This is a genomic window from Agrobacterium sp. rho-8.1 (genome assembly GCF_033957725.1).
In the GTDB taxonomy this organism is placed as follows: Bacteria; Pseudomonadota; Alphaproteobacteria; order Rhizobiales; family Rhizobiaceae; genus Agrobacterium.
In genome coordinates this window covers 2176981-2201701 of record NZ_CP192788.1, presented here as the reverse complement: position 1 = coordinate 2201701, position 24721 = coordinate 2176981, and the positions used below count along the sequence as shown (strand labels likewise).

Annotated in this window: 21 protein-coding genes; 15 read left to right on the top strand and 6 right to left on the bottom strand. The window is 56.2% G+C overall.

Annotation, left to right across the window (positions count from 1 at the left end; translation table 11 throughout):
* Nucleotides 1-50 precede the first annotated feature (50 nt).
* The 4 genes from RMR21_RS10930 to RMR21_RS10915 all read right to left on the bottom strand — a co-directional run bounded on the left by RMR21_RS10930 (nucleotide 51) and on the right by RMR21_RS10915 (nucleotide 8714).
* Complete coding sequence (locus tag RMR21_RS10930) at nucleotides 51-4706, bottom strand: beta strand repeat-containing protein (RefSeq protein WP_498668045.1); 4656 nt, start codon at nucleotides 4704-4706, stop codon at nucleotides 51-53.
* A gap of 810 nt (nucleotides 4707-5516) precedes the next feature.
* Nucleotides 5517-6338, bottom strand: coding sequence for a transglutaminase family protein (locus RMR21_RS10925; RefSeq protein ID WP_498668044.1), 822 nt, complete (start codon nucleotides 6336-6338; stop codon nucleotides 5517-5519).
* Nucleotides 6339-6359: 21 nt separating this feature from the next.
* A complete protein-coding gene (locus RMR21_RS10920; protein ID WP_498668043.1) occupies nucleotides 6360-7301 on the bottom strand; it encodes an alpha-E domain-containing protein in 942 nt (313 codons plus the stop codon).
* Nucleotides 7302-7304: 3 nt separating this feature from the next.
* Nucleotides 7305-8714 carry a circularly permuted type 2 ATP-grasp protein gene (locus RMR21_RS10915; RefSeq protein ID WP_498668042.1) on the bottom strand — a complete coding sequence of 470 codons (1410 nt, stop codon included), beginning with the start codon at nucleotides 8712-8714 and terminating at the stop codon, nucleotides 7305-7307.
* Between the two features lie 370 nt (nucleotides 8715-9084).
* Here RMR21_RS10915 and RMR21_RS10910 point away from each other — a divergent pair, with 370 nt between their 5' ends.
* From RMR21_RS10910 to RMR21_RS10890, 5 genes are all read left to right on the top strand, one after another.
* A complete protein-coding gene (locus tag RMR21_RS10910; protein ID WP_498668041.1) occupies nucleotides 9085-9705 on the top strand; it encodes a L,D-transpeptidase in 621 nt (206 codons plus the stop codon).
* A 66-nt stretch (nucleotides 9706-9771) separates the two neighbouring features.
* Nucleotides 9772-10569, top strand: a complete 798-nt coding sequence (locus RMR21_RS10905; protein WP_498668040.1) for a class II glutamine amidotransferase — start codon at nucleotides 9772-9774, stop codon at nucleotides 10567-10569.
* A gap of 31 nt (nucleotides 10570-10600) precedes the next feature.
* The gene (locus RMR21_RS10900; protein ID WP_498668039.1) at nucleotides 10601-11224 is read left to right on the top strand and encodes an MFS transporter; all 624 of its coding nucleotides are present in this window, start codon (nucleotides 10601-10603) and stop codon (nucleotides 11222-11224) included.
* 51 nt (nucleotides 11225-11275) lie between these two features.
* Nucleotides 11276-11824: an MFS transporter gene (locus RMR21_RS10895; protein WP_498668038.1), complete on the top strand. Its 549-nt coding sequence runs from the start codon at nucleotides 11276-11278 to the stop codon at nucleotides 11822-11824.
* A gap of 152 nt (nucleotides 11825-11976) precedes the next feature.
* A complete protein-coding gene (locus tag RMR21_RS10890; protein ID WP_498668037.1) occupies nucleotides 11977-12369 on the top strand; it encodes a DoxX family protein in 393 nt (130 codons plus the stop codon).
* Between the two features lie 58 nt (nucleotides 12370-12427).
* Here RMR21_RS10890 and RMR21_RS10885 read toward each other — a convergent pair whose 3' ends face one another.
* Nucleotides 12428-16084 carry a PAS domain-containing hybrid sensor histidine kinase/response regulator gene (locus RMR21_RS10885; RefSeq protein WP_498668036.1) on the bottom strand — a complete coding sequence of 1219 codons (3657 nt, stop codon included), beginning with the start codon at nucleotides 16082-16084 and terminating at the stop codon, nucleotides 12428-12430.
* A 484-nt stretch (nucleotides 16085-16568) separates the two neighbouring features.
* On the opposite strand from RMR21_RS10885, the gene RMR21_RS10880 reads away from it, so the two are divergent.
* On the top strand, nucleotides 16569-18107 hold the full coding sequence (locus RMR21_RS10880) for a DEAD/DEAH box helicase (protein ID WP_498668035.1): 1539 nt from the start codon (nucleotides 16569-16571) through the stop codon (nucleotides 18105-18107).
* A 59-nt stretch (nucleotides 18108-18166) separates the two neighbouring features.
* Here the strand turns inward: RMR21_RS10880 and mnmC2 are convergent, their stop codons facing one another.
* Nucleotides 18167-18895 (bottom strand): tRNA (5-methylaminomethyl-2-thiouridine)(34)-methyltransferase MnmC2, encoded by a 729-nt coding sequence (mnmC2, locus tag RMR21_RS10875; RefSeq protein ID WP_498668034.1) that lies wholly within the window; start codon nucleotides 18893-18895, stop codon nucleotides 18167-18169.
* Here mnmC2 and RMR21_RS10870 point away from each other — a divergent pair.
* The 9 genes from RMR21_RS10870 to RMR21_RS10830 all read left to right on the top strand — a co-directional run bounded on the left by RMR21_RS10870 (nucleotide 18894) and on the right by RMR21_RS10830 (nucleotide 24717).
* Entirely contained in the window at nucleotides 18894-20087 is a 1194-nt protein-coding gene (locus RMR21_RS10870) for an NAD(P)/FAD-dependent oxidoreductase (protein WP_498668033.1), read from the top strand. The two genes, mnmC2 and RMR21_RS10870, sit on opposite strands and share 2 nt — an antisense overlap.
* Before the next feature lie 104 nt (nucleotides 20088-20191).
* Entirely contained in the window at nucleotides 20192-20899 is a 708-nt protein-coding gene (locus tag RMR21_RS10865) for a DUF1045 domain-containing protein (RefSeq protein WP_498668032.1), read from the top strand.
* Between the two features lie 74 nt (nucleotides 20900-20973).
* A complete protein-coding gene (gene puuE, locus RMR21_RS10860) occupies nucleotides 20974-21897 on the top strand; it encodes an allantoinase PuuE (RefSeq protein ID WP_498668031.1) in 924 nt (307 codons plus the stop codon).
* Nucleotides 21897-22394, top strand: coding sequence for a 2-oxo-4-hydroxy-4-carboxy-5-ureidoimidazoline decarboxylase (gene uraD, locus RMR21_RS10855; RefSeq protein ID WP_498668030.1), 498 nt, complete (start codon nucleotides 21897-21899; stop codon nucleotides 22392-22394). The genes puuE and uraD overlap by 1 nt, the downstream gene beginning before the upstream one ends.
* Nucleotides 22395-22464: 70 nt before the next feature.
* Nucleotides 22465-22755 carry a nucleotidyltransferase family protein gene (locus RMR21_RS10850; protein ID WP_498668029.1) on the top strand — a complete coding sequence of 97 codons (291 nt, stop codon included), beginning with the start codon at nucleotides 22465-22467 and terminating at the stop codon, nucleotides 22753-22755.
* Nucleotides 22752-23114 carry a HepT-like ribonuclease domain-containing protein gene (locus tag RMR21_RS10845; RefSeq protein WP_498668028.1) on the top strand — a complete coding sequence of 121 codons (363 nt, stop codon included), beginning with the start codon at nucleotides 22752-22754 and terminating at the stop codon, nucleotides 23112-23114. The genes RMR21_RS10850 and RMR21_RS10845 overlap by 4 nt, the downstream gene beginning before the upstream one ends.
* Before the next feature lie 3 nt (nucleotides 23115-23117).
* On the top strand, nucleotides 23118-23618 hold the full coding sequence (locus RMR21_RS10840) for an ureidoglycolate lyase (RefSeq protein WP_498668027.1): 501 nt from the start codon (nucleotides 23118-23120) through the stop codon (nucleotides 23616-23618).
* Nucleotides 23615-23971 carry a hydroxyisourate hydrolase gene (gene uraH / locus RMR21_RS10835; protein ID WP_498668026.1) on the top strand — a complete coding sequence of 119 codons (357 nt, stop codon included), beginning with the start codon at nucleotides 23615-23617 and terminating at the stop codon, nucleotides 23969-23971. Before RMR21_RS10840 ends, uraH begins: the two co-directional genes overlap by 4 nt.
* Nucleotides 23972-23976: 5 nt before the next feature.
* Nucleotides 23977-24717 (top strand): metallophosphoesterase family protein, encoded by a 741-nt coding sequence (locus RMR21_RS10830; RefSeq protein WP_498668025.1) that lies wholly within the window; start codon nucleotides 23977-23979, stop codon nucleotides 24715-24717.
* The last annotated feature ends 4 nt before the right edge of the window (nucleotides 24718-24721 follow it).

Here is a 24721-nt window from a genome sequence, read left to right as displayed (position 1 = left end):
GCGCGGGGTGAACCGCGCCGTTTCAATGTCGAGATGTCTAACTTTGGTTATCAGACGTTGTTGTATGCAGTGATCACTGCGTCCACCTGTGCGCTGTCGAGTGCTTGCACCTGCTGTGTGGTGAAAGCATCCAGTGTCGTGTCGCTCAACCCTACGATGGCAGAGGTCGTAAGACCAGCAAGCGCCTTGATGTCCAGAGCGGCAATCTCGGCCGTTTCGAAGCTGTTGAGTTCGGCAGAGCTCAGTGTCAGCACCTGTGCTGCAGTGAGGGCAGCGGCCTGCTTTGTCGTCAGCGCAGCAATGTTGTCCGAGCTAAGTGACTGGAACTGATCGCTGGTCATGGCAGCGATCTGTGTTGGAGCGAATGCTGCAACCTGAGTGCTGTCGAGTGCGGCCAGAGCCGATGTTGTGATCGTCATGATCTGTAGTGCGGTCAGTCCGGCGATCTGGCCTGTGGTCAGAGCGTCAAGCTGTGTGGATGTGACGGCACCGATCTGTGCTGTGGATAGCTTTGCGACCTGAGCGGCGCTGAGGGCTGCAAAGTTGGCTGTCGAGAGGCTTGCCAGTGTCGAGGAGTCGATACCGGAGAGGGACGCGACGTTGAGGGCTGCAATCTCGGCTGTTTCGAAGCTGTTGAGTTCGGCAGAGCTGAGGGTCGCGACCTGTGCGGCGGTCAGGGCAGCGGCCTGCTTTGTCGTGAGAGCTGCGATGTTGTCGGAGCTGAAGGACTGAAGCTGGTCGGTGGTCATGGCAGCGATCTGGGTTGGAGCGAATGCTGCAACCTGCGTGCTGTCGAGAGCGGCCAGAGCCGATGTTGTGATGGTCTTGATCTGTGCTGCCGACAGTCCGGCGATCTGGCCTGTGGTCAGAACGTCAAGCTGTGTGGATGTGACGGCACCGATCTGAGCTGTCGAGAGCTTTGCGACCTGAGCGGCGCTGAGGGCTGCAAAGTTGGCTGTCGAGAGGCTCGCCAGTGTCGAGGAGTCGATACCGGAGAGGGACGCGACGTTGAGGGCTGCGATCTCGGCTGTTTCGAAGCTGTTGAGTTCGGCAGAGCTGAGGGTTGCGACCTGCGCTGCGGTGAGAGCGCCAGCCTGTGAGGTGGTGAGGGCTGCGATATTGCCCGAGGTGAACGCCTGCAGTTGATCGGTGGACAATGCGACCAGTTGCTTGTTGGAGAGCGCAGCGACCTGCTCTGTCTTCAAGGTTGCGATAGAGGATGTGGTGATGGCCGCAACCTGATTGGCGGTGAGGGCCTTGATCTGGTCGGTTGTGAGTTCCTGGATCTGGTCGGACTTGAGCGAGGCGATCTGTGCTGTGCTCAGTGTTGCGACCTGTGTTGCACTGAAGGCGGTCAGGGCAGCCGTGGTGAGGCCTGCGACGGCATCGGTTGTCATGCCGGACAGAGCGCCTGCGGTCAGAGCCTTGATCTCGGCTGTTTCGAAGCTGTTGAGTTCGGCGGAGCTGAGGGTTGCGACCTGTGCGGCGGTGAGAGCAGCAGCCTGCTTTGTCGTCAGCGCAGCGATGTTGTCGGAGCTGAAGGACTGAAGCTGATCGGTGGTCATGGCAGCGATCTGGGCTGGAGCGAATGCTGCAACCTGAGTGCTGTCGAGTGCGGCCAGGGCCGATGTTGTGATGGTCTTGATCTGTGCTGCAGACAGTCCGGCGATCTGGCCTGTGGTCAGAACGTCAAGCTGTGTGGATGTGACGGCACCGATCTGAGCTGTCGAGAGCTTTGCGACCTGAGCGGCGCTGAGGGCTGCAAAGTTGGCTGTCGAGAGGCTCGCCAGTGTCGTGGAGTCGATACCGGATAGGGACGCGACGTTGAGGGCTGCGATCTCGGCTGTTTCGAAGCTGTTGAGTTCGGCAGAGCTGAGGGTTGCGACCTGCGCTGCGGTCAGGGCAGCGGCCTGCTTTGTCGTGAGCGCTGCGATGTTGTCGGAGCTGAAGGACTGAAGCTGGTCGGTGGTCATGGCAGCGATCTGGGTTGGAGCGAATGCTGCAACCTGCGTGCTGTCGAGAGCGGCCAGAGCCGATGTTGTGATGGTCTTGATCTGTGCTGCAGACAGTCCGGCGATCTGGCCTGTGGTCAGAACGTCAAGCTGTGTGGATGTGACGGCACCGATCTGTGCTGTGGAGAGCTTTGCGACCTGAGCGGCGCTGAGGGCTGCAAAGTTGGCTGTGGAGAGGCTCGCCAGTGTCGAGGAGTCGATACCGGAGAGGGACGCGACGTTGAGGGCTGCAATCTCGGCTGTTTCGAAGCTGTTGAGTTCGGCAGAGCTGAGGGTTGCGACCTGTGCTGCGGTCAGGGCACCAGCCTGTGTGGTTGTGAGGGCTGCAATGTTCGTCGAAGTGAAGGCCTGCAGTTGATCGGTGGACAATGCGACCAGTTGCTTGTTGGAGAGCGCAGCGACCTGCTCTGTCTTCAAGGTTGCGATAGAGGATGTCGTGATGGCCGCAACCTGATTGGCAGTCAGTGCCTTGATCTGGTCGGTTGTGAGTTCCTGGATCTGGTCGGATTTGAGCGAGGCGATCTGTGCTGTGCTCAGTGTTGCGACCTGTGTTGCACTGAAGGCAGTCAGGGCAGCCGTGGTGAGGCCTGCGACGGCATCGGTTGTCATGCCGGACAGAGCGCCTGCGGTCAGAGCCTTGATCTCGGCTGTTTCGAAGCTGTTGAGTTCGGCGGAGCTGAGGGTTGCGACCTGTGCGGCGGTGAGAGCAGCAGCCTGCTTTGTCGTCAGCGCAGCGATGTTGTCGGAGCTGAAGGACTGAAGCTGATCGGTGGTCATGGCAGCGATCTGGGCTGGAGCGAATGCTGCAACCTGAGTGCTGTCGAGTGCGGCCAGGGCCGATGTTGTGATGGTCTTGATCTGTGCTGCAGACAGTCCGGCGATCTGGCCTGTGGTCAGAACGTCAAGCTGTGTGGATGTGACGGCACCGATCTGAGCTGTCGAGAGCTTTGCGACCTGAGCGGCGCTGAGGGCTGCAAAGTTGGCTGTCGAGAGGCTCGCCAGTGTCGTGGAGTCGATACCGGATAGGGACGCGACGTTGAGGGCTGCGATCTCGGCTGTTTCGAAGCTGTTGAGTTCGGCAGAGCTGAGGGTTGCGACCTGCGCTGCGGTCAGGGCAGCGGCCTGCTTTGTCGTGAGCGCTGCGATGTTGTCGGAGCTGAAGGACTGAAGCTGGTCGGTGGTCATGGCAGCGATCTGGGTTGGAGCGAATGCTGCAACCTGCGTGCTGTCGAGAGCGGCCAGAGCCGATGTTGTGATGGTCTTGATCTGTGCTGCAGACAGTCCGGCGATCTGGCCTGTGGTCAGAACGTCAAGCTGTGTGGATGTGACGGCACCGATCTGTGCTGTGGAGAGCTTTGCGACCTGAGCGGCGCTGAGGGCTGCAAAGTTGGCTGTGGAGAGGCTCGCCAGTGTCGAGGAGTCGATACCGGAGAGGGACGCGACGTTGAGGGCTGCAATCTCGGCTGTTTCGAAGCTGTTGAGTTCGGCAGAGCTGAGGGTTGCGACCTGTGCTGCGGTCAGGGCACCAGCCTGTGTGGTTGTGAGGGCTGCAATGTTCGTCGAAGTGAAGGCCTGCAGTTGATCGGTGGACAATGCGACCAGTTGCTTGTTGGAGAGCGCAGCGACCTGCTCTGTCTTCAAGGTTGCGATAGAGGATGTCGTGATGGCCGCAACCTGATTGGCAGTCAGTGCCTTGATCTGGTCGGTTGTGAGTTCCTGGATCTGGTCGGATTTGAGCGAGGCGATCTGTGCTGTGCTCAGTGTTGCGACCTGTGTTGCACTGAAGGCAGTCAGGGCAGCCGTGGTGAGGCCTGCGACGGCATCGGTTGTCATGCCGGACAGAGCGCCTGCGGTCAGAGCCTTGATCTCGGCTGTTTCGAAGCTGTTGAGTTCGGCGGAGCTGAGGGTTGCGACCTGTGCGGCGGTGAGAGCAGCAGCCTGCTTTGTCGTCAGCGCAGCGATGTTGTCGGAGCTGAAGGACTGAAGCTGATCGGTGGTCATGGCAGCGATCTGGGCTGGAGCGAATGCTGCAACCTGAGTGCTGTCGAGTGCGGCCAGGGCCGATGTTGTGATGGTCTTGATCTGTGCTGCAGACAGTCCGGCGATCTGGCCTGTGGTCAGAACGTCAAGCTGTGTGGATGTGACGGCACCGATCTGAGCTGTCGAGAGCTTTGCGACCTGAGCGGCGCTGAGGGCTGCAAAGTTGGCTGTCGAGAGGCTCGCCAGTGTCGTGGAGTCGATACCGGAGAGGGACGCGACGTTGAGGGCTGCAATCTCGGCTGTTTCGAAGCTGTTGAGTTCGGCAGAGCTGAGGGTCGCGACCTGTGCGGCGGTCAGGGCTGCGACTTGTTTGGTGTTCAAAATTTCGATTTCATCAGACGACAGGGCGCTGAACTGGTCCGTGCTCAATACGGAAATCTGGCCTGCTGTAAGGCCAGTCATTTGCGAGGACTCGATGGCTTGTAGCTGGCCGACCGTCAGGCCGATCACCGCTTTGGCGGTGATGGCGCTGATCTGCCCGCTATCGAACGAGTTGATCGCGCTTGTCGAGAACGCGTTGAGTTGCGCTGACGAGAGTGCGGCGATCTGGTTGCTCTTCAGAGCATCCACGTCCGTGGATTTCAGAGTGGCAATGGAGGCGGTCGAAAGTGACGCGATTTGTTTTACAGATAGCGAAGAGATAATAGAAGTCATGGACACGTGCCCCCGTTGATAACTGGCCAAAGTGCCATTCACCACCCCAATTGCGCAGCGCAGCCCTAAGGCCGCATCCGATCCCCCGGATGCGCTTTTGCGCGAATTGACGCAGTGCCTCATTCGTTCGATGTACACACCGACCGGTTGAGCGTCCGTTCTGGACAATAGCAATATTTAAGCAGGACATGGCTCGAGAGAGCCGGCGCATCGGAAGGGCATCATGCGTACAGAACCTTGGACAGTTCTGATCCCCACGCCATTGGACATTAGAGCTTCGTTTTTAGCACGAGACTTTTGGTAAAAGCGACGCACCGGAAAGGCACATCACGCGCACCTCACATGACCTGTGTCACTATCATCCATGAAGTGTAAAATTTTGATTAACAGTGGCCTCGGTCTTATGTCTCGTTGAAGTTAGCACGGAGTCTAAATCCGTCACATATTCTTAATATGAAAAATAGCCACTGGTTGTAATGGATCGTTTCGAACGGCTTTCTTGATATATGGGCAAGACTTGAGGTTTTTATTTGCCTTCCAAGAAAAGAAGGGGGAGCGCTTCGTCGCTCGCGACTTTTTTTGGTTTTTCATGGATTTTGGAGCCGAAGTCGACCGATTAATAGTCGCATTGACAAGCATCACCAGCAGCTCCGCAATTTTTTTATATCCATATCGCTGTGATTTGAGTCTCGCAACAATATGAACTTGAGGCCGCAAGTTCTTCTGGGTATTCACAAGTACTGTCAAATATGGAATTGAGGCATTCTTAATACAGCTGTCGTTTCGCTTCGATCGCTCGATATGACGATATTAGCTTTGGGACTGAGACTGGCTGTGCGTTTCTTGAACCGTCACCGATACGGTAAGGCTTTCGCCGGAGAGCCCAACGCGCATGCCTGAGACGGGAGCGCAGTCCCGATAGCACAGTCCGCTGGCGATACGCACATAGCGTTCGTCCGGGCAAAGTTTGTTAGCTGCATCGAAGCCAACCCAGCCAAGCCCCGGAACATGGACTTCTGCCCAAGCATGGGTGGCGACCTGTTCGGCGACATCTTCCATCATCAGGTAACCGGAAATGTAACGCGCAGGGAGCCCCATTTGCCGCGCGGCTGAAATGAGAATGTGGCTGTGGTCCTGACACACTCCCTTGCCTGCTTCCAGTGCCTGTTCAGCCGTGGTTGCCGTTCCCGTCGATCCTGTCACGTATTCGACTTCAAGGTGAACGAGGGCCATCAATTCATGCAGGCGCTCAAGCGGCGTATCACCCGTCGCCTGTCGTGCCAGCTCACGAATGAGTTTTCCCGGCTTTGTCAGAGGCGTTTCACGCATGAAGAGCCACAGCGGAGCATTGCCGATATGGGGACCAAAAACGCCGGCTTTGTCTATCGTTTCCACTTCGCCGCGGGCGATGACCTTCACCGCGCTGCGCGGTCCCTCGGTCTCGACCAGCTCGACACGGTTGCCAAAATGGTCGTCGTAGCGCACTTCGAGCTTGGCACCATCGACGGTCACGTCCCAGTCGGTTACCGTCTGCGTGGGACCGCTGGCCGGCGTCAGTCTCAACCGTTGCAGGGAGTATGGCACCGGCTCGTCGTAGAGATACTCGGTCGTGTGGTTGATGTTCAGACGCATACCGTATCCTCGTCTCACCGCTTATTGGTAGAAGCGGTAGCCTTCCGTTATTTCCTGCCCCAACTGTCCGTTCTTGTGAATGAACAGTTCGAGGAATTCGTGCAGGCCCTGATCCATGACACGGCTTATCGTCGTTTTCTCAAGCGTCGCCCTGATGGCCTCAGCCGTTTCATGCGCCTTATGGCGGTCTTCATATTCGTGCGCCAAATAGCCGAGGTTACTGACGATCTTATGATAGCAGTAAGCAAGTGAGCGGGGCATACGGCCGTTGAGAATGAGAAAATCTGCGATGTTGGATGGTTTGTACTCCGCGTCATAGACCCAGCCATAGGATCTGTGAGCAGAAACAGAGCGCAGGATCGATTCCCACTGCGCGTTGTCGAGCGAAGAACCCACTTGTACCGCCGCTGGCAACAGGACGTAATACTTCACATCCAGAATGCGGGCCGTGTTATCGGCGCGCTCGATAAAGGTGCCGATGCGTGAAAAATTGTAGAGATCGTTGCGCAGCATCGAGCCATGAAACGCACCGCGTACCAGCCCGGCTCTGTGTTTGATCGCATCGATAACCTGGGGCAATTCAGCGGCTTTTTGCTTTCGACTGAAGATCGTCTTGAGTTCCATCCAGAACTCATTTGTTGCTTCCCACGTCTCGCGGGTGAGCGCGGTGCGCACCATGCGGGCGTTGTTCCTGCCGAACTCGATGCAGGACATGACGCTTGATGGATTGGTCTTGTCACGCAGCATGTAGTCGATGGCATCCGCCGTCGTGACCTTTTCGTGCCGTTCGAGAAATTCTTCGCGCGCGCCTGCGCTCTGCAGCACGCCATCCCAATCTTCGTCAGCGCTTCCGCTGCGGGTCAGCGAAACCCGCATTCCGGCATCCACCAGCCGGGCAATGTTTTCCGCACGTTCGATGTAGCGGAACATCCAGTAGAGTCCGTTCGCCGTTCTTCCCAGCATGGCTTAGTCCTCCAGTACCCACGTATCCTTGGTGCCGCCGCCCTGGCTGGAATTCACCACGAGCGATCCCTGTTTGAGGGCAACGCGTGTCAGCCCGCCTGGGATGATCTTGACCTTATCCGAAACCAGAACATAGGGGCGAAGATCGACGTGACGCGGCGCAATTCCATTTTTCACCATGATCGGCACCGTGGACAGGGAAAGCGTGGGTTGTGCGATGTAGTTAGAAGGTCGAGCGCGCAGTTTGTCTGCAAACAATGTGCGCTCCTTCTTCGATGCCGTAGGTCCGACAAGCATTCCATAACCGCCGGATCCGTGAACCTCCTTCACGACCAGTTCGGCCAGATTGTCCAATACATATTTCAGGCTGTCCGGCTCCGAACACCGCCATGTTGGCACGTTCTCGAGCAGCGGCTTGCGGCCCGTATAGAACTCGACGATCTCAGGCATGTAGGAATAGATCGCCTTATCGTCTGAAATTCCTGTTCCCGGCGCATTGGCAATGGTGATGTTGCCGGCACGGTAGACATCCATGATGCCGGGAACACCAAGAGCGGAATCCGGGCGGAAGGTGAGGGGATCGAGGAAGTCGTCGTCGACGCGGCGGTAGAGAACGTCGATAGCCTCGTAGCCGCGGGTCGTCCGCATCTTAACCTTGCCGTCCATGACGCGAAGGTCGGAACCCTCCACCAGTTCCACGCCCATCATGTCGGCCAGGAATGAATGCTCGTAATAAGCCGAATTGTGTATGCCGGGAGTGAGGACCGCAACGCGTGGCTTGCCTTTACATCCCGGAGGCGCAAGCGATGCGAGCGATTGACGAAGTTGATAAGGGTAATCCTCGACCCTCTGCACCTTGTTTTCGTGAAACAGTTCCGGAAACATCTGCATCATTGTTTCACGGTTTTCCAGCATGTAGCTGACACCGGACGGCGTACGGGCGTTGTCTTCCAGAACGTAGAACTGGTCTTCACCGGTTCGCACGATATCCGTGCCGACGATGTGTGTGTAGACGCCGCCAGGAGGTTTGAACCCGATCATCTCGGGAAGAAACGCCTCGTTGCGCTCAATGAGTTCACGAGGAATACGCCCGGCACGGATGATTTCCTGCTTATGATAGATATCGTCGAGAAACGCGTTGAGAGCAAGGACACGCTGTTCGATACCCTGTGCCAGTTTGCGCCATTCGCGACCGGAGATGATGCGGGGGATAATATCGAAGGGGATGAGCTTTTCGGCGCTGTCGGCGTGGCCGTAGACGGCAAAGGTAATACCCGTCTTTCTGAATATGTTCTCAGCGTCCCTCGATTTCTGGATCAGGTGCGCTCGGTCCTGACGACTATACCAGTCGTTGTATTTCTCATATGGGCTTCGCGGCGTTGAGTCCGCATCTATCATTTCGTCAAATGCCAACTTGTGGTTCCCCATTTTTGTCCATTTGAATACAATGGCGACAGCAATGCAAGAACCATGCGTCACCTCGCAGCAGATTTTTTGAAAGTATGATGTTGCTAAATATCAATAAAATAAGCATTTTTCCGCACTCATGAGTAAAAATGCGCCAGAGACGGAATGGTTTCATCGCTAGCGGGTTTTGAAAGGGTGTTTTTCCTTCTTCTAAATTCAAACTCTGGACAATTACGCCGTTTTTTGAGGCAAGACAGCTCAACCTATTTATTCGACTGGATGGTGCCTGGGTTAATAGGTGCTCTCCGCAATTTAGGGTTTGTTAACTATAAAATTATACCTGTTGTTAATCTAAGGATTTTCGACCGGGGGTCATATGTCTATTTCGCGTCGTGGTGTGCTTTTCGGAATGCCACTCTTCCTCGCTGGCTGCGCGAGTACCAATTTCGTCCAGCAGAGACAGAATTACGCAGCCGTGCCTGACGAGAAATTCCCGCTCAAGGCCATGGAACTGGAAAAAATCAAGCCGGAACTGCGCCGTCAGGAAGTCGCCTATGAGACCACACATCCGGCAGGCACTGTGGTTGTCGATACACCGGCGCGGCGTTTGTATTATGTGATGGGCAATGGTCGGGCGATGCGCTACGGCGTTGGCGTCGGACGCCAAGGTCTCGCCTTACGGGGCAACGCCTATATCGGTCGCAAGTCGGAATGGCCGAGCTGGACACCGACACCAAACATGATCCGTCGCGAACCGCATAAGAATCTGAAATACGCCGGTGGCATGCCCGGTGGTCCGAACAATCCACTCGGCGCGCGCGCACTTTATCTCTACCGCGAGGGCAACGACACGATGTTCCGTCTGCATGGTACCAACCAGCCGCAGTCCATCGGTCACGCCATGTCGAGCGGCTGCATTCGCATGCTTAACCATGACATTATCGACCTCTATGAGCGTGTGCCGGTCGGCGCGCGTGTCGTTGTTCTGCAGGCCTGACGATCTTATAAATGCCCAGATCCGGCGCTTTCGTGCCGGACCACAACCCGCTTCAACGGTGTCCGCATGTGTCGTTTTCTCGCCTATTCCGGTGCTCCCGTCTGGCTCGATTCGCTTTTGATCGAGCCGGAAAGTTCACTCATCACCCAGTCGCTTGCGGCGCGGGAGGCGAAGACGGTGGTGAATGGAGACGGGTGCGGCATCGGCTGGTACGGGGAGAGGGGGGAGCCCGGCATCTATCGCGGCATTCTTCCCGCATGGTCGGATAAAAACCTCACATCCCTGTGTCATCAATTGCGCTCCGGCATGTTTCTGGCCCATGTCCGCTCGGCAACGACAGGCGGCGTTTCCATGGCCAATTGTCACCCGTTCGGATTCGGTCGCCATCTGTTCATGCATAACGGCCAGATCGGCGGGTATGAAAAGGTGAAGCGCGCGATCGAGGCGCATATTCCCGATGAGGTCTACTGCTCGCGTGCGGGAAATGGCGATAGCGAAGCCATCTTCCTTATCGCTGCCGGCTTCGGACTGGATCGTGATCCTATTGGTGCGTTGAAGAAGACGTTGCAGACATGCCTCGATGTTGTCGAGCGCTCCGGCGTGGATCAACCCATTCGTTTCAGCGCCATCCATTCCGATGGTGAGACGCTGCACGCTTTCCGTTGGTCCAGCGACGAGCGTCCGCCGACGCTCTACTGGCGCAATGTGGGCTTGGGCATTGCGGTCGCGTCCGAGCCCTTCGGTACGGGTGCGGAAAAATGGGAGACCATACCGGCCAATGCGGTTGCGACCGTGGTGGGTGCCGACATTACCTTCCAGCCGTTTAACCCCCTAAGCCAGACATCGGTTCGAATGTCCGCCTGATATCTGCAACAGATCACTTCGGGACAGGCACTTGCTTTCTTTTTTACGCGGAAACAGCCGCTGGCTCGGTGCGGGCTTTACGGTGCTGTTTGCTTCTTCGTTCGGCCAGACATTTTTCATTTCGCTATCCGGCGGAGAGATCCGTCGCGAATTCGGGCTGAGCGATGGAGACTTTGGCCTCCTTTACATGGGCGTCACGCTCGCCTCCGCCATCAGTCTGGTCTGGCTCGGCAAGCTTGCGGATCGCTGGTCTTTCCGCCAGATCATAGCCTTGGCCATACCCGCTCTGGCGTTCGGCGCCCTTTGTCTGGCTTACGCGTTTTCGATCGCGACGCTGATTGGCGGACTTTATCTTCTGAGGCTGTTCGGCCAGGGAATGATGGTGCATGTTGCCTATACCAGCCTCGGTCGCTGGTTTGCCGGGGAACGTGGGCGCGCGGTGTCACTTGCCGCACTCGGCCTCAATGCCGGGCAAGCGGTGCTGCCAATGCTCGCCGTGGCAGGAATGGCGGCGTTCGGTTGGCGGAACGTCTGGCTACTCGCTGCCATTTTTCTCGTTGCACTCATTCTTCCCATGGTTCTGACGCTGGTGAAGATCGAGCGGGTGCCTACGACTGGATCCAGAACAATGGTTTCCAACGGTAATCGCAACTAGACGCGGCCGCAGGTCATTCTCGATCCATGTTTTTACCTTCTGATGCTCGGAATGCTGCCACCCGCCTTCATCAGCAACACGATCTTTTTCCATCAGTTGCATCTGGCGCAATCGAAAGGTTGGCCCGTTGAGTTGCTGGCGTCGTCATTTTTTCTTTATGCCGCCGTGGCGGTCGCAAATTCACTATTGTCGGGGTATCTGGTTGATCGATTTTCCGCTTTGAGATTACTGCCGTTTTATCTCATTCCGTTCGGCGTCGGATGTGTTTTGCTGGCGGTGGTCGATGCGCCTTGGGCCGTTTTTGCCTTCATGGTTCTCTACGGAGTTTCCGATGGTTTTTCGCTGACACTGTTCGGCAGCGTCTGGCCTGAGGTTTACGGTGTGCAATTCTTAGGCGCCATTCGCGCGGTTATCGTCGCCATCATGGTGTTCGCCTCGGCGCTTGGGCCGGGCCTCGGCGGTTTGCTGATCGATAACGGCGTGCCCTTCACGTCCCAGATTTTCGCCATGGGTGTCTATTGTCTGCTGATTTTCACAGTGCTTCTGCCTGTGTCCCGCCGTGTCATGACAAGATCCCTAGATTGGTCGCAACCCGTTTGAATATAAGCACTTCCGAGTTTACGCACAGATAAGTGATCTTATATTCTAGATATTGTTTTCGGCAGTAAAATGTGATTTTCACTACGAAATATAGGGTTTTTCAGTCAGGTTTTGACCAATCGAGTCGAACCTATTTTACGGGGACTAAACATATGGCATTTTTTGACAAACTGTCGCGATACCAGCCTTACGCTCTTGCAGCGTTGCGTATCATTGCGGCACTTTTGTTCATCGAACACGGAACACAGAAGCTGTTCGGATTTCCTGCATCAACGATGGAGGGTTCGCTTCCACCCATGCTGATGGTTGCAGCGCTTCTTGAGACGATCGGCGGCATTCTTATCCTGATCGGTCTTTTCACGCGTCCGGTCGCATTCGTTCTTTCGGGTCTGATGGCTTTTGCCTATTTCATGGCGCATTCGCCAAAGAGCTTTTTCCCGGTCCTTAACGGCGGTGACGCAGCCATTCTGTTCTGCTTCGTCTTCCTCTACCTCGTCACGGCTGGTCCTGGCGCTTTGTCGGTAGATTCGGCTCGTCGCCGTTAATTCCAGGCCTTTTCGACGTATTGCAAACGCCGCGTGTGACCTTGTCCTCGCGGCGTTTTCAATTCGACTTCGATTTCGTCGCGTCATCGGCGCGCCGCAACAACCATTTGTCGATTTTTGCCCGAAGCAGTTCCGGGCTGATCGGCTTGGATAGGTAATCATCCATGCCGGAGGTAAGGCACAGCTCGCGGTCGCTGTCCTGCGCATGTGCTGTCACGCCGATGATGGGAGTGCGAGCGGTACTTTTTTCCTCAGCGCGGATGGTCTGCGTCGCCTGAAGCCCATTCATGACCGGCATGGAAACGTCCATGAGGATAATGGATGGATTATAGTCTCTCCACGCCTCGACAGCTTTTTTGCCATTGCTGACGATGTGGAAGCGCAAGCCGGTTTCCTGAAGGATCTGAGTGAAGACGATCTGGTTGACGTCGTTGTCCTCTGCGATCAGGACATCGATCAACGCCGTTCTGGATGTCTGTTCTGATCCGGTAGAGGGCTTGGTGACGACCACCGGCTTGGTTTGTGTGGTCTTCTCAGCTAAGTGTTCCGGCGTGTCCGATGTCTTGCGCAGAGCTCGCTTCGAGCGTGATGTCCGCACCACATCTGTCAGCGTCTTGCGCAAAAGTCGGGCGCGAACGGGCTTCATCAGATGTGCGTCGAAGCTGATGTCGCAAGGCTCGCTGTCCTGGTGGATGGCGTCCATTGATGTCAGAAAGATCATCGCCGTTTCGTTGAAGCTCGGATTTTGCCTCACGCGGCGCGCAACCTCCAGCCCATTCATGCCGGGCATATCGTCATCGAGGATGACAGCATCGATTTCAAAGCCTAATCGAGTAGCCTCTTCAAGAATAGCCAGCCCTGTGGGACCACTTTCTGCGGCGTAGGCGTCGATGTCCCAACTGGATAGCTGTTCGCTGAGGATTTGACGGTTTGCACTGTTGTCGTCGATGATGAGGACGCTGACTTTTTTACGGTCGATGGCGCCGCTCGTCTGTTCGCTGGTTTTTGCCACGACGCGAAGGGGAAGGGCCACGGTGAAGGTTGAACCTTCACCGATTGTACTTTCGACATCGACTTTGCCGCCAAAAATGCCGACCAAGCCCACGGTGATCGCAAGACCGAGGCCCGTACCTTCATGGCGGCGGGTGGAGGACGAATCTGCCTGATTGAACTTTTCAAAGATATGGTCGAGTTGATGGGGCGGTATACCAATGCCGGTGTCTTTCACCCGCAAAACCAGAATCACTTCGCTCTCGTCCACCGGTTCGGCGGATAGCTCGATGAGCACATGGCCTCTTTCGGTAAATTTGATCGCATTGCCGGTCAGGTTCGTGACGATCTGACGAAAACGACCGGCGTCACCACTCACCATTGTGTTGAATGATGGATCGACGCGCACGATGAGCTCGATGTTTTTGTTCTGCGCCTGCGAGGACAAGAGCGAGGCGACATCCTCAACAGCTTCGACCGCGTCAAAGGGTGCAGCCCGCAGCGTCATCTGACCCGCATCGATTTTCGAGAAATCGAGGATATCGTTGATGATGGTGAGGAGCGCATTGCCCGACTTCACGATCACGTCGGTGAAGGTTCTCTGACGCGTATCCAGATTGGATTTGGCCAGCAATTCCGCCATGCCGAGAACGCCGTTCATGGGTGTCCGGATTTCATGGCTCATATTGGCAAGGAATTCGGATTTTGCCCGGTCGGCGGCCTTGGCGCGCGCCAGCAGGCCTTCAAGCTCAACCTCGCGCTGCTTCATGTCCGTTACATCAGTGACGATGACAAGCCAGTAGTCGCCTGCGCCGATAGTCGCTTCCAGATTGAGCCATCGCCCATTGGCGAGGTGGATGAGCCAGGAAAAGGGTTTGATGGTTGCTACATTTTCGGTCCAGAGTGCCTTAGTTTTTGCAATCTGTTCCTCGCTCCCGAAATCTCCACGCGCGGCGCAGTAGGAGAAAAACGGTATCCAGCTTTCGCCTGCGGCAAGCAACGCCTCCGGTACTTCGAACAGGCGTACCATCGCGTCGTTTGACATGATGATACGGCCTTTTTCCACCAGAGCAAGACCCTGTGCCATGACGCGAGTCGCATCGCGCATATGCTCGCCAACGCGCTGCAATTCCTGTCGCGCATGGCTGATTTCCCTGTCGCGGGAGCGGACGTCTGTACTGTCGGAAAAGGTCAGCAGAATCTTGTTGCCAGCAATGCGACACTCGGAAATGATCGTGAACCGACCTGCCTTGCTTTCCACCTCGCGTGACGAGTAGCCATCGATCTGCGCCAGATGCGCTTCCCGGTCTCGAATGGCACTATCCACGTCGCTCGCACCGATATGATATTTCCCGCTTTTGTATCCAAGCTCAAGATAGCGACGATAGGGTAGTCCGATGAGATCGACCTGCTCGGTCGCCTCCCATAGTTCGTAAAAGTAATTGTTGGCGTATTCGATCGTGTAATCCGATCCCAGCAGCATCACGCCCACGGGCAAGGACTGAAGGATAGACTGGACTTCCGCGTGAAGCCGTTCTGCCTCATTGCGGGCGGCCTTCAACTCTTCCTTGCGCTTCATCAGCGGCGTGGCGTCTGTAACGGAACCAACGAGATAGGGTTCGTGCGCGGGTGTTATGATGCGACCAACCCGAATGATGGTCGGAATGATGGTGCCATCGTTCAAGACGATCTGTTCCGTCTTGTGCAGTTCCTCTCCGGTTTTCAGAACGTGAATGTTTTCCTGCCGGAACGCCTGGCCCTCATGAACGAAGATTTCCTCCTCCGTGCGGCCGTAATTCTTTTCTCGGGGCTCTCCCCACAAGGCTTCGTAGGAGGCGTTGGCATAGGTCAGGCGGCGTTGACCATCCAGCATGAAAACCGCGACCGGCAATTGCTCCAGCGCTTCGCGAAACAGCCAGTTTTCCCTGGTATGTTTTTCGAGCAATATTTCCTGTGTTCTGGCATCGGTCACGTCAAGAAGAAGCGCAACGAGCATGCCGCTTTCAAGCCGTCGCGAAATGCCACGGACCCAGTGGCCGTCACCCGTTTTCTGGGTGAATTCGGCAAACGGCTTCTGGGCATCGGCAAACATGCCATCAATCCACGCCTGCCTATCGGCCCCCGCCGTTTCAGGGCTGTCGTCGGCCGGCACGAAACAGTAGTCGTGGAAGGCAGCAATGACCGTTTTTAGTTCAAGGCCGGGTCTCCAGACGACGGAGAGGTCGCCGCACAGACTTTCAAGTCTGGCATTTGCATAGACTAGCGTATTATCTGGGCCATAGATGCCGATTGCGACATCAAGCAGATCCAGTGTGGCCGACGGAATCGAAATGGTCTTTTCAACCAGCCCCGCGCCCACATCCACCATAGACGATGGCATGGTTTCAAACACTTCGTAAAGGAACATACCGCCGTCTTCGGTTTCGAAGCGTTCGCATTTTATGACGTGCGTCGCACCGGAAACAGGGCTTTTCCAGATTGTGGTTTCATCGGTCGCAAAGACGAGGCATCGCTTTTCCTTGTCTTCACGTTCCAAATCTTCGGTCGTGCCGAACAACTCATGGCTTGTTTTGTCTTGGAAATCGTCGATGGCGCGCCCGGCAAAACGCGCATAGGCGGCATTGGCGCAAACATAACGCAACTGACTGTCCTTGACGCAGGCAGGACGTTCCAGCGTCAGGACGCCTTCACATGCTTTTTCAAGCAAACCGCCTTCTGTGTTCAAGACATTCTCCGTAGTACTGTACCGCCCATAATAGAATCAAATTACTTAAGAATATTCTTGCGAACTAGAATATTGTAGCGATGCGGCGTTGGCTATCCACCACACCGGGTTATAACAATTTTTTAACCATGATTATCCCCTGTTTTCGCGCTTTTTCAGTTCGCCGAGACGTCGTCGCAGGCGGATATGCGTTGGGTGCAAACCCGCCATTTCAAAACATTCACTTGACTTTGCTTTCCAAAAGGACGAAATCCCGTCCAAGCTTTCACCTTTGGCGGCCGCGTGAGCTGCAGCGTCAACGAAATAATACGACGCATGAAGGAAAAGCGCATTCATGCAGGAGACGGCGAACTCGCCGCACTGAAGCGCAGAAAGTCATTCCAACCCACAAGTTCCCAATTCACGCGGGGTTCTTGACGCCAAGACAACCGGACAGCAAGGCTGATCCGGGTTCAAGCGTTTTGGCGCCCCGAAAGGTATACTATTGACCAGTTTTAGCGAACTCGGCCTCTCCGAAAAAATCGTGGCCGGCGTCACCCAACTCGGTTACACCACTCCGACCCCTATCCAGGCAAAAGCGATTCCGCTTCTTCTGGAAGGTCGCGACATGATCGGTCTTGCGCAGACCGGCACGGGCAAAACGGCGGCTTTCGGCCTGCCGATCATCGAAATGCTGCTGAAGCAGCCGGATCGTCCTGCAAACCGCACCACCCGCACTCTCATTCTGGCACCGACCCGCGAGTTGGTGAACCAGATCGGCGAAAGCCTGCGCGGTTTCGTGCGCAAGACGCATTTGAAGATCAACCAGGTCGTTGGTGGCGCGTCCATCAACAAGCAGCAGCTTCAGCTGGAAAAAGGCACAGACATTCTCGTTGCCACACCAGGCCGCTTGCTCGACCTCATCTCGCGCAACGCAATCTCCTTGTCCAAGGTGACTTTCCTTGTGCTCGACGAAGCCGACCAGATGCTGGACCTTGGTTTTATCCATGACCTGCGCAAGATCTCCAGAATGGTGCCTGCCAACCGTCAGACTCTTTTGTTTTCGGCCACCATGCCGAACTCGATCGCTGATCTCGCCAGCAGCTATCTGACCAATCCTGTCACCGTTCAGGTCACGCCTCCGGGCAAGGCCGCAGACAAGGTCGAGCAGTATGTTCACTTCGTCGTCGGCAAGAATGACAAGACCGAACTTCTCAAGAAGACGCTCAACGAGAACCCCGATAGCCGTTCTATCGTGTTCCTGCGCACCAAGCATGGTGCTGAAAAGCTGTCCAAGTATCTCGAACACATCGGTTTCAAGGTTGCCTCGATCCATGGCAATAAGAGCCAGGGCCAGCGCGAACGCGCGTTGAAGGGCTTCAAGGACGGCGAATTCAAGGTTCTGGTTGCCACTGACGTTGCCGCGCGCGGTATCGACATTCCGGCTGTAACGCACGTCTTCAACTACGATCTGCCTGAAGTTGCCGATGCTTACGTTCACCGTATCGGTCGTACGGCTCGCGCGGGTCTCGATGGTATCGCAATCGCTTTCTGCGCACCGGATGAAACCCGTCTGCTGCATGACATCGAAAAGCTGATGAAGATCGAAATCCCGGTTCTGTCCGGCGAACGTCCTGCTGGTCTTGCCAGCCCATCGCGCGGTAACAACAACAACCGTGGCGCAGGTAACCGTGGCAACGCCAACGCCAACGGTCCTCGCCGTCAGAGCGGAGAACGTGGCGAACGAGCACATGGTGATCGTCCACAGCGCGGGCCGCGCGAAGGTGCGCCACGCGATGCAGGACGCCGCAACGGTGAATTCCGTGGTCAGCGCGCTGGTGAATTTGCGCCTGTTGAACGTGACAACGATCTGGAAACAACGTCTGACTTCAAGCGCGGCGGCGTTGAGGGTGCGGGCAAGCCCGCTGCCAGCCGCAACCACCGTGGTGGCCAGGGGCGTCCTGCTCGCAAGGCTGGTTCGTTCGCTCCGGCCGGTCAGGGTCGCCCGGCTGGCAACGCCGGTCGTGGTCGCAAGCGCGGCTGATCAGATCTGATCTAACGTGAGAAACGCCCGGACCTGTGTCCGGGCGTTTTTGTTTGTTCTTATTGTGCAGGCTTTACGCCGCAAAGCATTTCCCGTTTGCCCGCAAAGCCTGGCCGGCGTTCAACCGCGAAACCAGCCGAACCTAGATTTCGGCGCACGAAACCGGCGGCCGCAAATGTCGCGAAGGTTCCGCCGGGAGCGGTCTTTTCAAACAACGCCGACATGATGTCCTGCGACCACATGTCCGGGTTCTTTGAAGGTGCAAAGCCATCCAGGTACCAAGCATCGAAGGTGTCGGTGCTCTGGATTATTCCTTGCATGGCGTCGCCGCAGAAGACGGTCAGGCGTGTCTGCTCATCCAGAGTTATGTCAATCCAGCCTTCTGGGTCTGACGGCCACTGTGCGACAAACGCTGTGCGTTCGGCCTCCAGTTGAGGCCAGTGGGACAATGCGCGGTCCAGTTCATGCGCCGTCATCGGGTACAATTCGAAAGAGACAAAATGCAGCGTCGCTTGGGCGGGGCGGTGCAGTTTCCACTGTCGCCAGGTCTCGCACAGGTTCAATGCGGTGCCGAACCCGAGTTCACCGATGCGGAAGGTTCCTTCCGCCGTTTCCCAGCGCTGCGGCAGGCCATTTCCGGCGAGCGAGACGTGGCTACATTCCTGCCGTCCATCCGTCTGGCAATAAAAATGGTCGCCAAAGGCCAGCGAATAGGGCATATCGCCCTCTCGCCAATCCAGCATATTTGAGCCGGCTCTTACCGGCATGTTTTCGTTGGGATGTGTCATGGTTCAAGCCGATAGTCTTCCCCGGCAAACAGGTCAATCACCTTTGCCATCCAGCGTCTCACTGTTGATCGTCGGCGGCGGCATCATGGGGCTATGGGCGGCTGTAAAAGCGGAGCGGTTGGGTATCGACACGCTTCTGGTCGATGCCGACACGATTGGGAGCGGTTCGAGCGGTGGTCTTCTGGGCGCTTTGATGTCGCACGTCCCGGATCGCTGGTCCGACAAGAAGCAGTTTCAGTTCGACGCCTTGCTTGGGCTGGAAGCGGAAATCGCTGCGGTGGAAGCCGAGACAGGGTTTTCAGCCGGTTACCGCAGGTGCGGACGGATTATTCCACTCCCCAAGCCGCATCTGCGGCCCATTGCCGAGCGCCATCGAAACGACGCACGTTCCAACTGGAAGACAGGGACGGAGCAGTTTCACTGGCATCTTCTTGATAAACCTCCCGTGGACGGGTGGGTAGACGCTGCAGCGGGCGAGGCCGGTTTCGTTCACGACACCTTCGCCGCTAAAGTTTCTCCGCGAGCTTTCATTGCCACGTTCCGAGCATATTTGCGGCAAGCCAAGCATGTGCAGGTGGTGGAGAAATGCAGCGTATCCACGCTGGAACCCAGCGGCACTGCCACATTGGTAAGCGGAGAAAACATTCGCTTCGGTCATGCCATGGTGTCGGCGGGTCATGATTCCTTCCCGCTCCTCAGTCAAACGTTCGGTTTGCCTGCCGTTCCAAGGTTCGGTCAGCCGGTGAAGGGGCAGGCGGCTCTGCTGCGCGCCAATGTCGATCCGTCGATGCCTGTTGTGTTTCTCAACGGCCTCTACGTGGTGCCACATGAAGATGGAACGGTCGCTATTGGTAGTACCAGCGAGGAAGAATTCGACGACGCGTTTGCCACTGATGAGAAGCTTGATGCCCTGATTGCACATGCGCGGCAGATCGTTTCGTTGCTTGCACATGCCCCCGTCATCGAACGCTGGGCTGGTTTGCGTCCCAAGGCGATCGGACGGGATCCGATGGTTGGGCGTCATCCCGATCATTCCCGTATCATCGCGCTGACGGGTGGTTTCAAGGTCAGTTTCGGTCTGGCGCATCGTCTGGCGGACGCTGCCCTGGATGCTATGGTTGGGAAAACTATGGATGTGCCCGAGAGTTTTACACTCGAAGATCACATCCGCGTTCTCAACGCGAAGATGTGACGAAGCAGCGTTTCTAGTCGTTAATCTGTCACGCAAATCACCTAACAGCTTAGCGCATGCAATAGAGCTGACGAAAACCGTTTCGGACGGCGAGGTGACGACGCATGCGGTACGCCATTCATTTTACGCCTTCTCCGAACGATCCGCTCACCCACGTGGCTGCGGCCTGGCTGGGACGTGATATCTATTCTGGTCAGACGGTCGAGCCGCCTCCGGTTTCGAGCCTCGGGATGCAGGAAATTTCCTATCACACGGCGCTGCCGAGGCGTTACGGTTTCCACGGTACGATCAAGGCGCCGTTTCGCCTGATGGATGACATCGGCGAAGCGACTTTGCTCCGTGCGCTGATGCATTTTGCCGGAACACACCAACCCTTCAGTTTGCCACCACTCGAGATCGCAAAGCTTGGAAATGTTTACGGGCTGGTGCCATCCTGGCCATCGGAAACATTGAATTTTCTGGCCGCAAGCGTCGTTCAGGAGTTCGACCACTATCGTGCACCCTTGTCCGATGCCGACATCGAGCGTGCCGACCCTGATCGTCTCTCCGCCACCCAATTGACCAATTTGCACCGCTGGGGCCACCCTTATGTGATGGACGAGTTTCGCTTTCAGATGATGTTGACGGGCGGCGTGGTGCCGGGAGACTGCGCAAGGGTCGAGAGAGCCGTCCGTGCGGTCTTTGCCCCTGTCCTGGAACGGCAGATCGAATTTTCCAATCTGGCGCTTTTCGTGGAAGACGAACCGGGAGCACCATTCCGTGTTCATTCTTTGCATCCCATGGGGCGGGTATCTGCCCGCAAGATTGCTTAGTCCACTTCCGACATTGCTCTCGACTTTCCGGTTTGCGATGGTACCGTTCACGAAATTTGCGTGAAGGTGATTTGATGATTTCCGCTGACTATCCCCGTAATCTTTTAGGTTACGGTCGCAACACCCCTGATCCAAAATGGCCCGGTGAAGCGAGAATTGCCGTGCAATTCGTCATCAACTACGAAGAGGGCGGCGAAAGCAGCATTCTCGACAACGACAAGGCGTCTGAGTCGCTCTTGTCGGAAATCGTGGGTGCACAACCATGGCCCGGTCAACGGAATCTCAACATGGAATCGATCTACGAATATGGTTCGCGCGCCGGGTTCTGGCGACTGTGGCGCATGTTCACCGATCTGGGCGTCACGACAACCGTCTATGGTGTTACTGCCGCCATGGCGCGGAACCCGGAAGCGGTGGTCGCCATGAAGGAGGCTGGATGGGAAATCGCCAGCCATGGTTATCGCTGGCTGGAATATAAGGATTTTTCCGAAGAGGAAGAGCGCAAGCATGTGCTGGAAGCCGTGCGTCTGCATACGGAGCTGACCGGCGAACGGCCCTATGGCATGTATCAAGGCAAGCCTTCCGACAATACATTGCGGCTTGTCATGGAAGAGGGTGGTTTTCTCTACTCCTCCGACAGCTATGCCGATGATTTGCCTTACTGGGTGAAGGGTCTGAAAAAAGACCCCTTCTTGATCATTCCATACACGCTTGACGCCAACGACATGCGGTTTGCAACGCCGCAGGGTTTCAATTCCGGCGATCAGTTCTTCGCCTATCTGAAGGACAGTTTTGACGTTCTCTATCAGGAAGGCGCAGAAGGCGCTGCTAAGATGATGAGCGTCGGCCTTCATTGTCGCCTTGTTGGACGACCGGGAAGGGCGGCAGCGCTGCGACGCTTTATCGAATACGTGCTTGGCCACGAAAAAGTCTGGATACCCCAACGCGTCGAAATCGCCCGTCACTGGCATGAACATCATAAGCCAGGGGCGTTGTGATGGTGGATCGCGGCGAGTTTATCAACGGTTTTGGTGGCGTCTTCGAGCATTCTCCGTTTATCGCAGAGCGTGCGTATGATGCTGGCGCGGTGACTGAACCGTTGACGGCAAGTACTGTTCATGCCGCGCTCACGCAACAGTTTCGTGCCGCCTCACATGAAGAAAGACTTGGCGTCTTGCGCGCCCATCCCGATCTTGCGGGAAAGCTTGCCATCGCCGGGGGGCTGACCGAAGACAGCCGAAAGGAACAGGCCGGGGCTGGTCTCGATCGTCTGTCGCCGCAGGAGCATGCGCGCTTTACCGAACTCAACGCTGCCTATGTCGAGAAGAACGGCTTTCCCTTCATCATCGCGGTGAAAGGCCTGACCAAGGATGATATTCTGCGAGCTTTCGAAACTCGTATCGATCATGACGCGCAAGGCGAATTCGCCACTGCGACGGAGCAGGTCGAAAAAATCGCTCTGCTCCGTTTGTCTGCTCTGTTGCCGGAGGGCTGAGAGTATTGCTCCAACAATCGTCTTTCCACGTGTGGGCTTGCACTCTATATTATGTCTCAGGAGATCGGCCATGAGACCCTCAGAAGCACTGGAAAAGAACCGGGAGGCGATCCGCGAAGCGACAAAACGCTTCAACGCGGCCAATCCCCGTGTGTTCGGTTCTGTCGCACGCGGCGAGGATCGACCGGATAGTGATCTCGATATTCTGGTGGATGCGTTGCCGGGGACGACATTATTTGACCTCGGTGGCTTGCTGGAAGAGTTGAAAGCATTGCTCGGAGTAAAAGTAGATGTTCTTACCTCAGGTGGCCTTCACCCCGCCATCAAGGATCGCATCTTGCTGGAAGCCAAGGCCGTATGAGCTCCGACCGCCTTCTCCTCTATCTCGAAGAAATAGATTTGGCGGCATCCCGAGTGCAGAGCTTTATTCAGGGCATGGACGAGCCAGCTTTTTGTTTGGACGAGCGCACGCAGATGGCCGTGATGATGGGGCTTGCACTCATCGGCGAGGCTGTGGCGAAGATCGATAAACATAGTCCCGAGTTTATCAGCGAATACAGCGAAGTGCCTTGGATGAAAATCAAGGGCATGCGCAATCTCATCGTTCACGATTATTTCCGAGCAGAACTGCCTGTCGTCTGGAAGACTGTGACCGAAAGTATCCCCGATTTGCAGGCGCGTATGGCTTTGATCAGAAACTGGCATGCCCAAGGTGAATGAATTTTGACGGAATTTCTGGACATATTGCCTCTGACACGACAGGCATTTGCGCCGTTTGGCGATTTGATTGAGACGGATCCTGCCCGTGTCAAGCTCATCAATGGTGGTAATACCGAGCGGCATCACGCGTTGGCGGCACCTGATGTGTTGGGCGAGGGTGCTCGTATCGTGTTGAATATTTTTCGCGGCAAGCCGCGCCTGTTTCCCTATGCCATCGACATGATGGAGCGACACCCGTTTGGCAGCCAGAGTTTTACGCCTTTATCGGGCCATCCGTTTCTGGTGGTGGTGGCCGAGGATGAGAAGGGCAAACCGGGAATACCCAAAGTGTTTCTCGCGCGTCCCGAGCAGGGCGTGAACTATCATCGCAATGTCTGGCACCATCCTTTGATGACGCTTGGCTCTGTCAGTGATTTCCTCGTTGTGGACCGGGATGGGCCGGGTAACAATCTGGAAGAGTTCTTTTTCGATCAGCCCTATTTCATTGCGGAGCCAAAGCCATGACCGGCCTTACCACCCACGTCCTCGATGCGGCACACGGTACGCCTGCGCAGGGTTTGAAGATCGACCTTTACCGGCTGGACGGCGATAGCAGAGAGAAGCTGAAGACGGTTGAAACCAATAGCGATGGCCGCGTCGATGGTGGTCCTCTGCTCATCGGTGACGATTTCCGGGCAGGGCAATACGAACTGGTGTTCCACGCTGGCGATTACCTTCGCACAAAGGGTCTGGTCCTGCCGGCGCCTGCCTTTCTCGACATGATTCCCATTCGCTTCGGCATAGCGGACGAAAGCGGGCACTATCATGTGCCGCTGCTGCTTTCGCCCTATAGTTATTCAACATACCGTGGAAGCTGACCTTTATGATTTTTGCCGCTATTGCCGATATCCATGGAAACTGTGTTGCACTGGAAGCCGTGCTCGAAGATATCGAAAAGCTTGGGATTGCCGATATCGTCAATCTTGGTGATTGCTTCAGTGGTCCGCTGGAGGCCGGCCGGACAGCTTATATTCTGGTGGGCCGGAACATACCGACCGTTCGTGGCAATCATGATCGCGCCTTGATCGATCGTCCCTTCGAGCTCATGGGCGATTGGGAAAAACCAGCCCATATGCAGCTGTCTTCAGAACATTTCGATTGGTTGCAGGCTTTACCGTTCGACTTGGTTTTCAAGGATGTCGCCTATTGCTGTCACGGCTCGCCGAAGGATGATCTGGGTTATTGGCTGGAGCAGCTTGCGCCGGAGGGTTTTCTCCACCAGCGTTCGCTTCCTGAAATCGAAGCATTGGCGGAAGGGATCACGCAACCGCTAATGCTGTGTGGGCACACGCATATCGCACGCACCGTTCAGCTTTCGGATGGTCGCCTGATCGTCAATCCCGGCAGTGTCGGCTGCCCCGGCTGGAAAGACGATGAGCCTTTCTACCACCAGGTGGAAGCGGGCCACCCTCTCGCCAGCTACGCGGTACTGGAGGAAACATCTAGAGGATGGCAGGTCTACTTGCGGCAGGTCCGTTACGACAGCACAGCGATGGGTGAACTCGCCAGCACGAATGGCATGCCGCGACTCGGAAAGGCTATTGCCACCGGCTGGCTTGGCTAGGTCG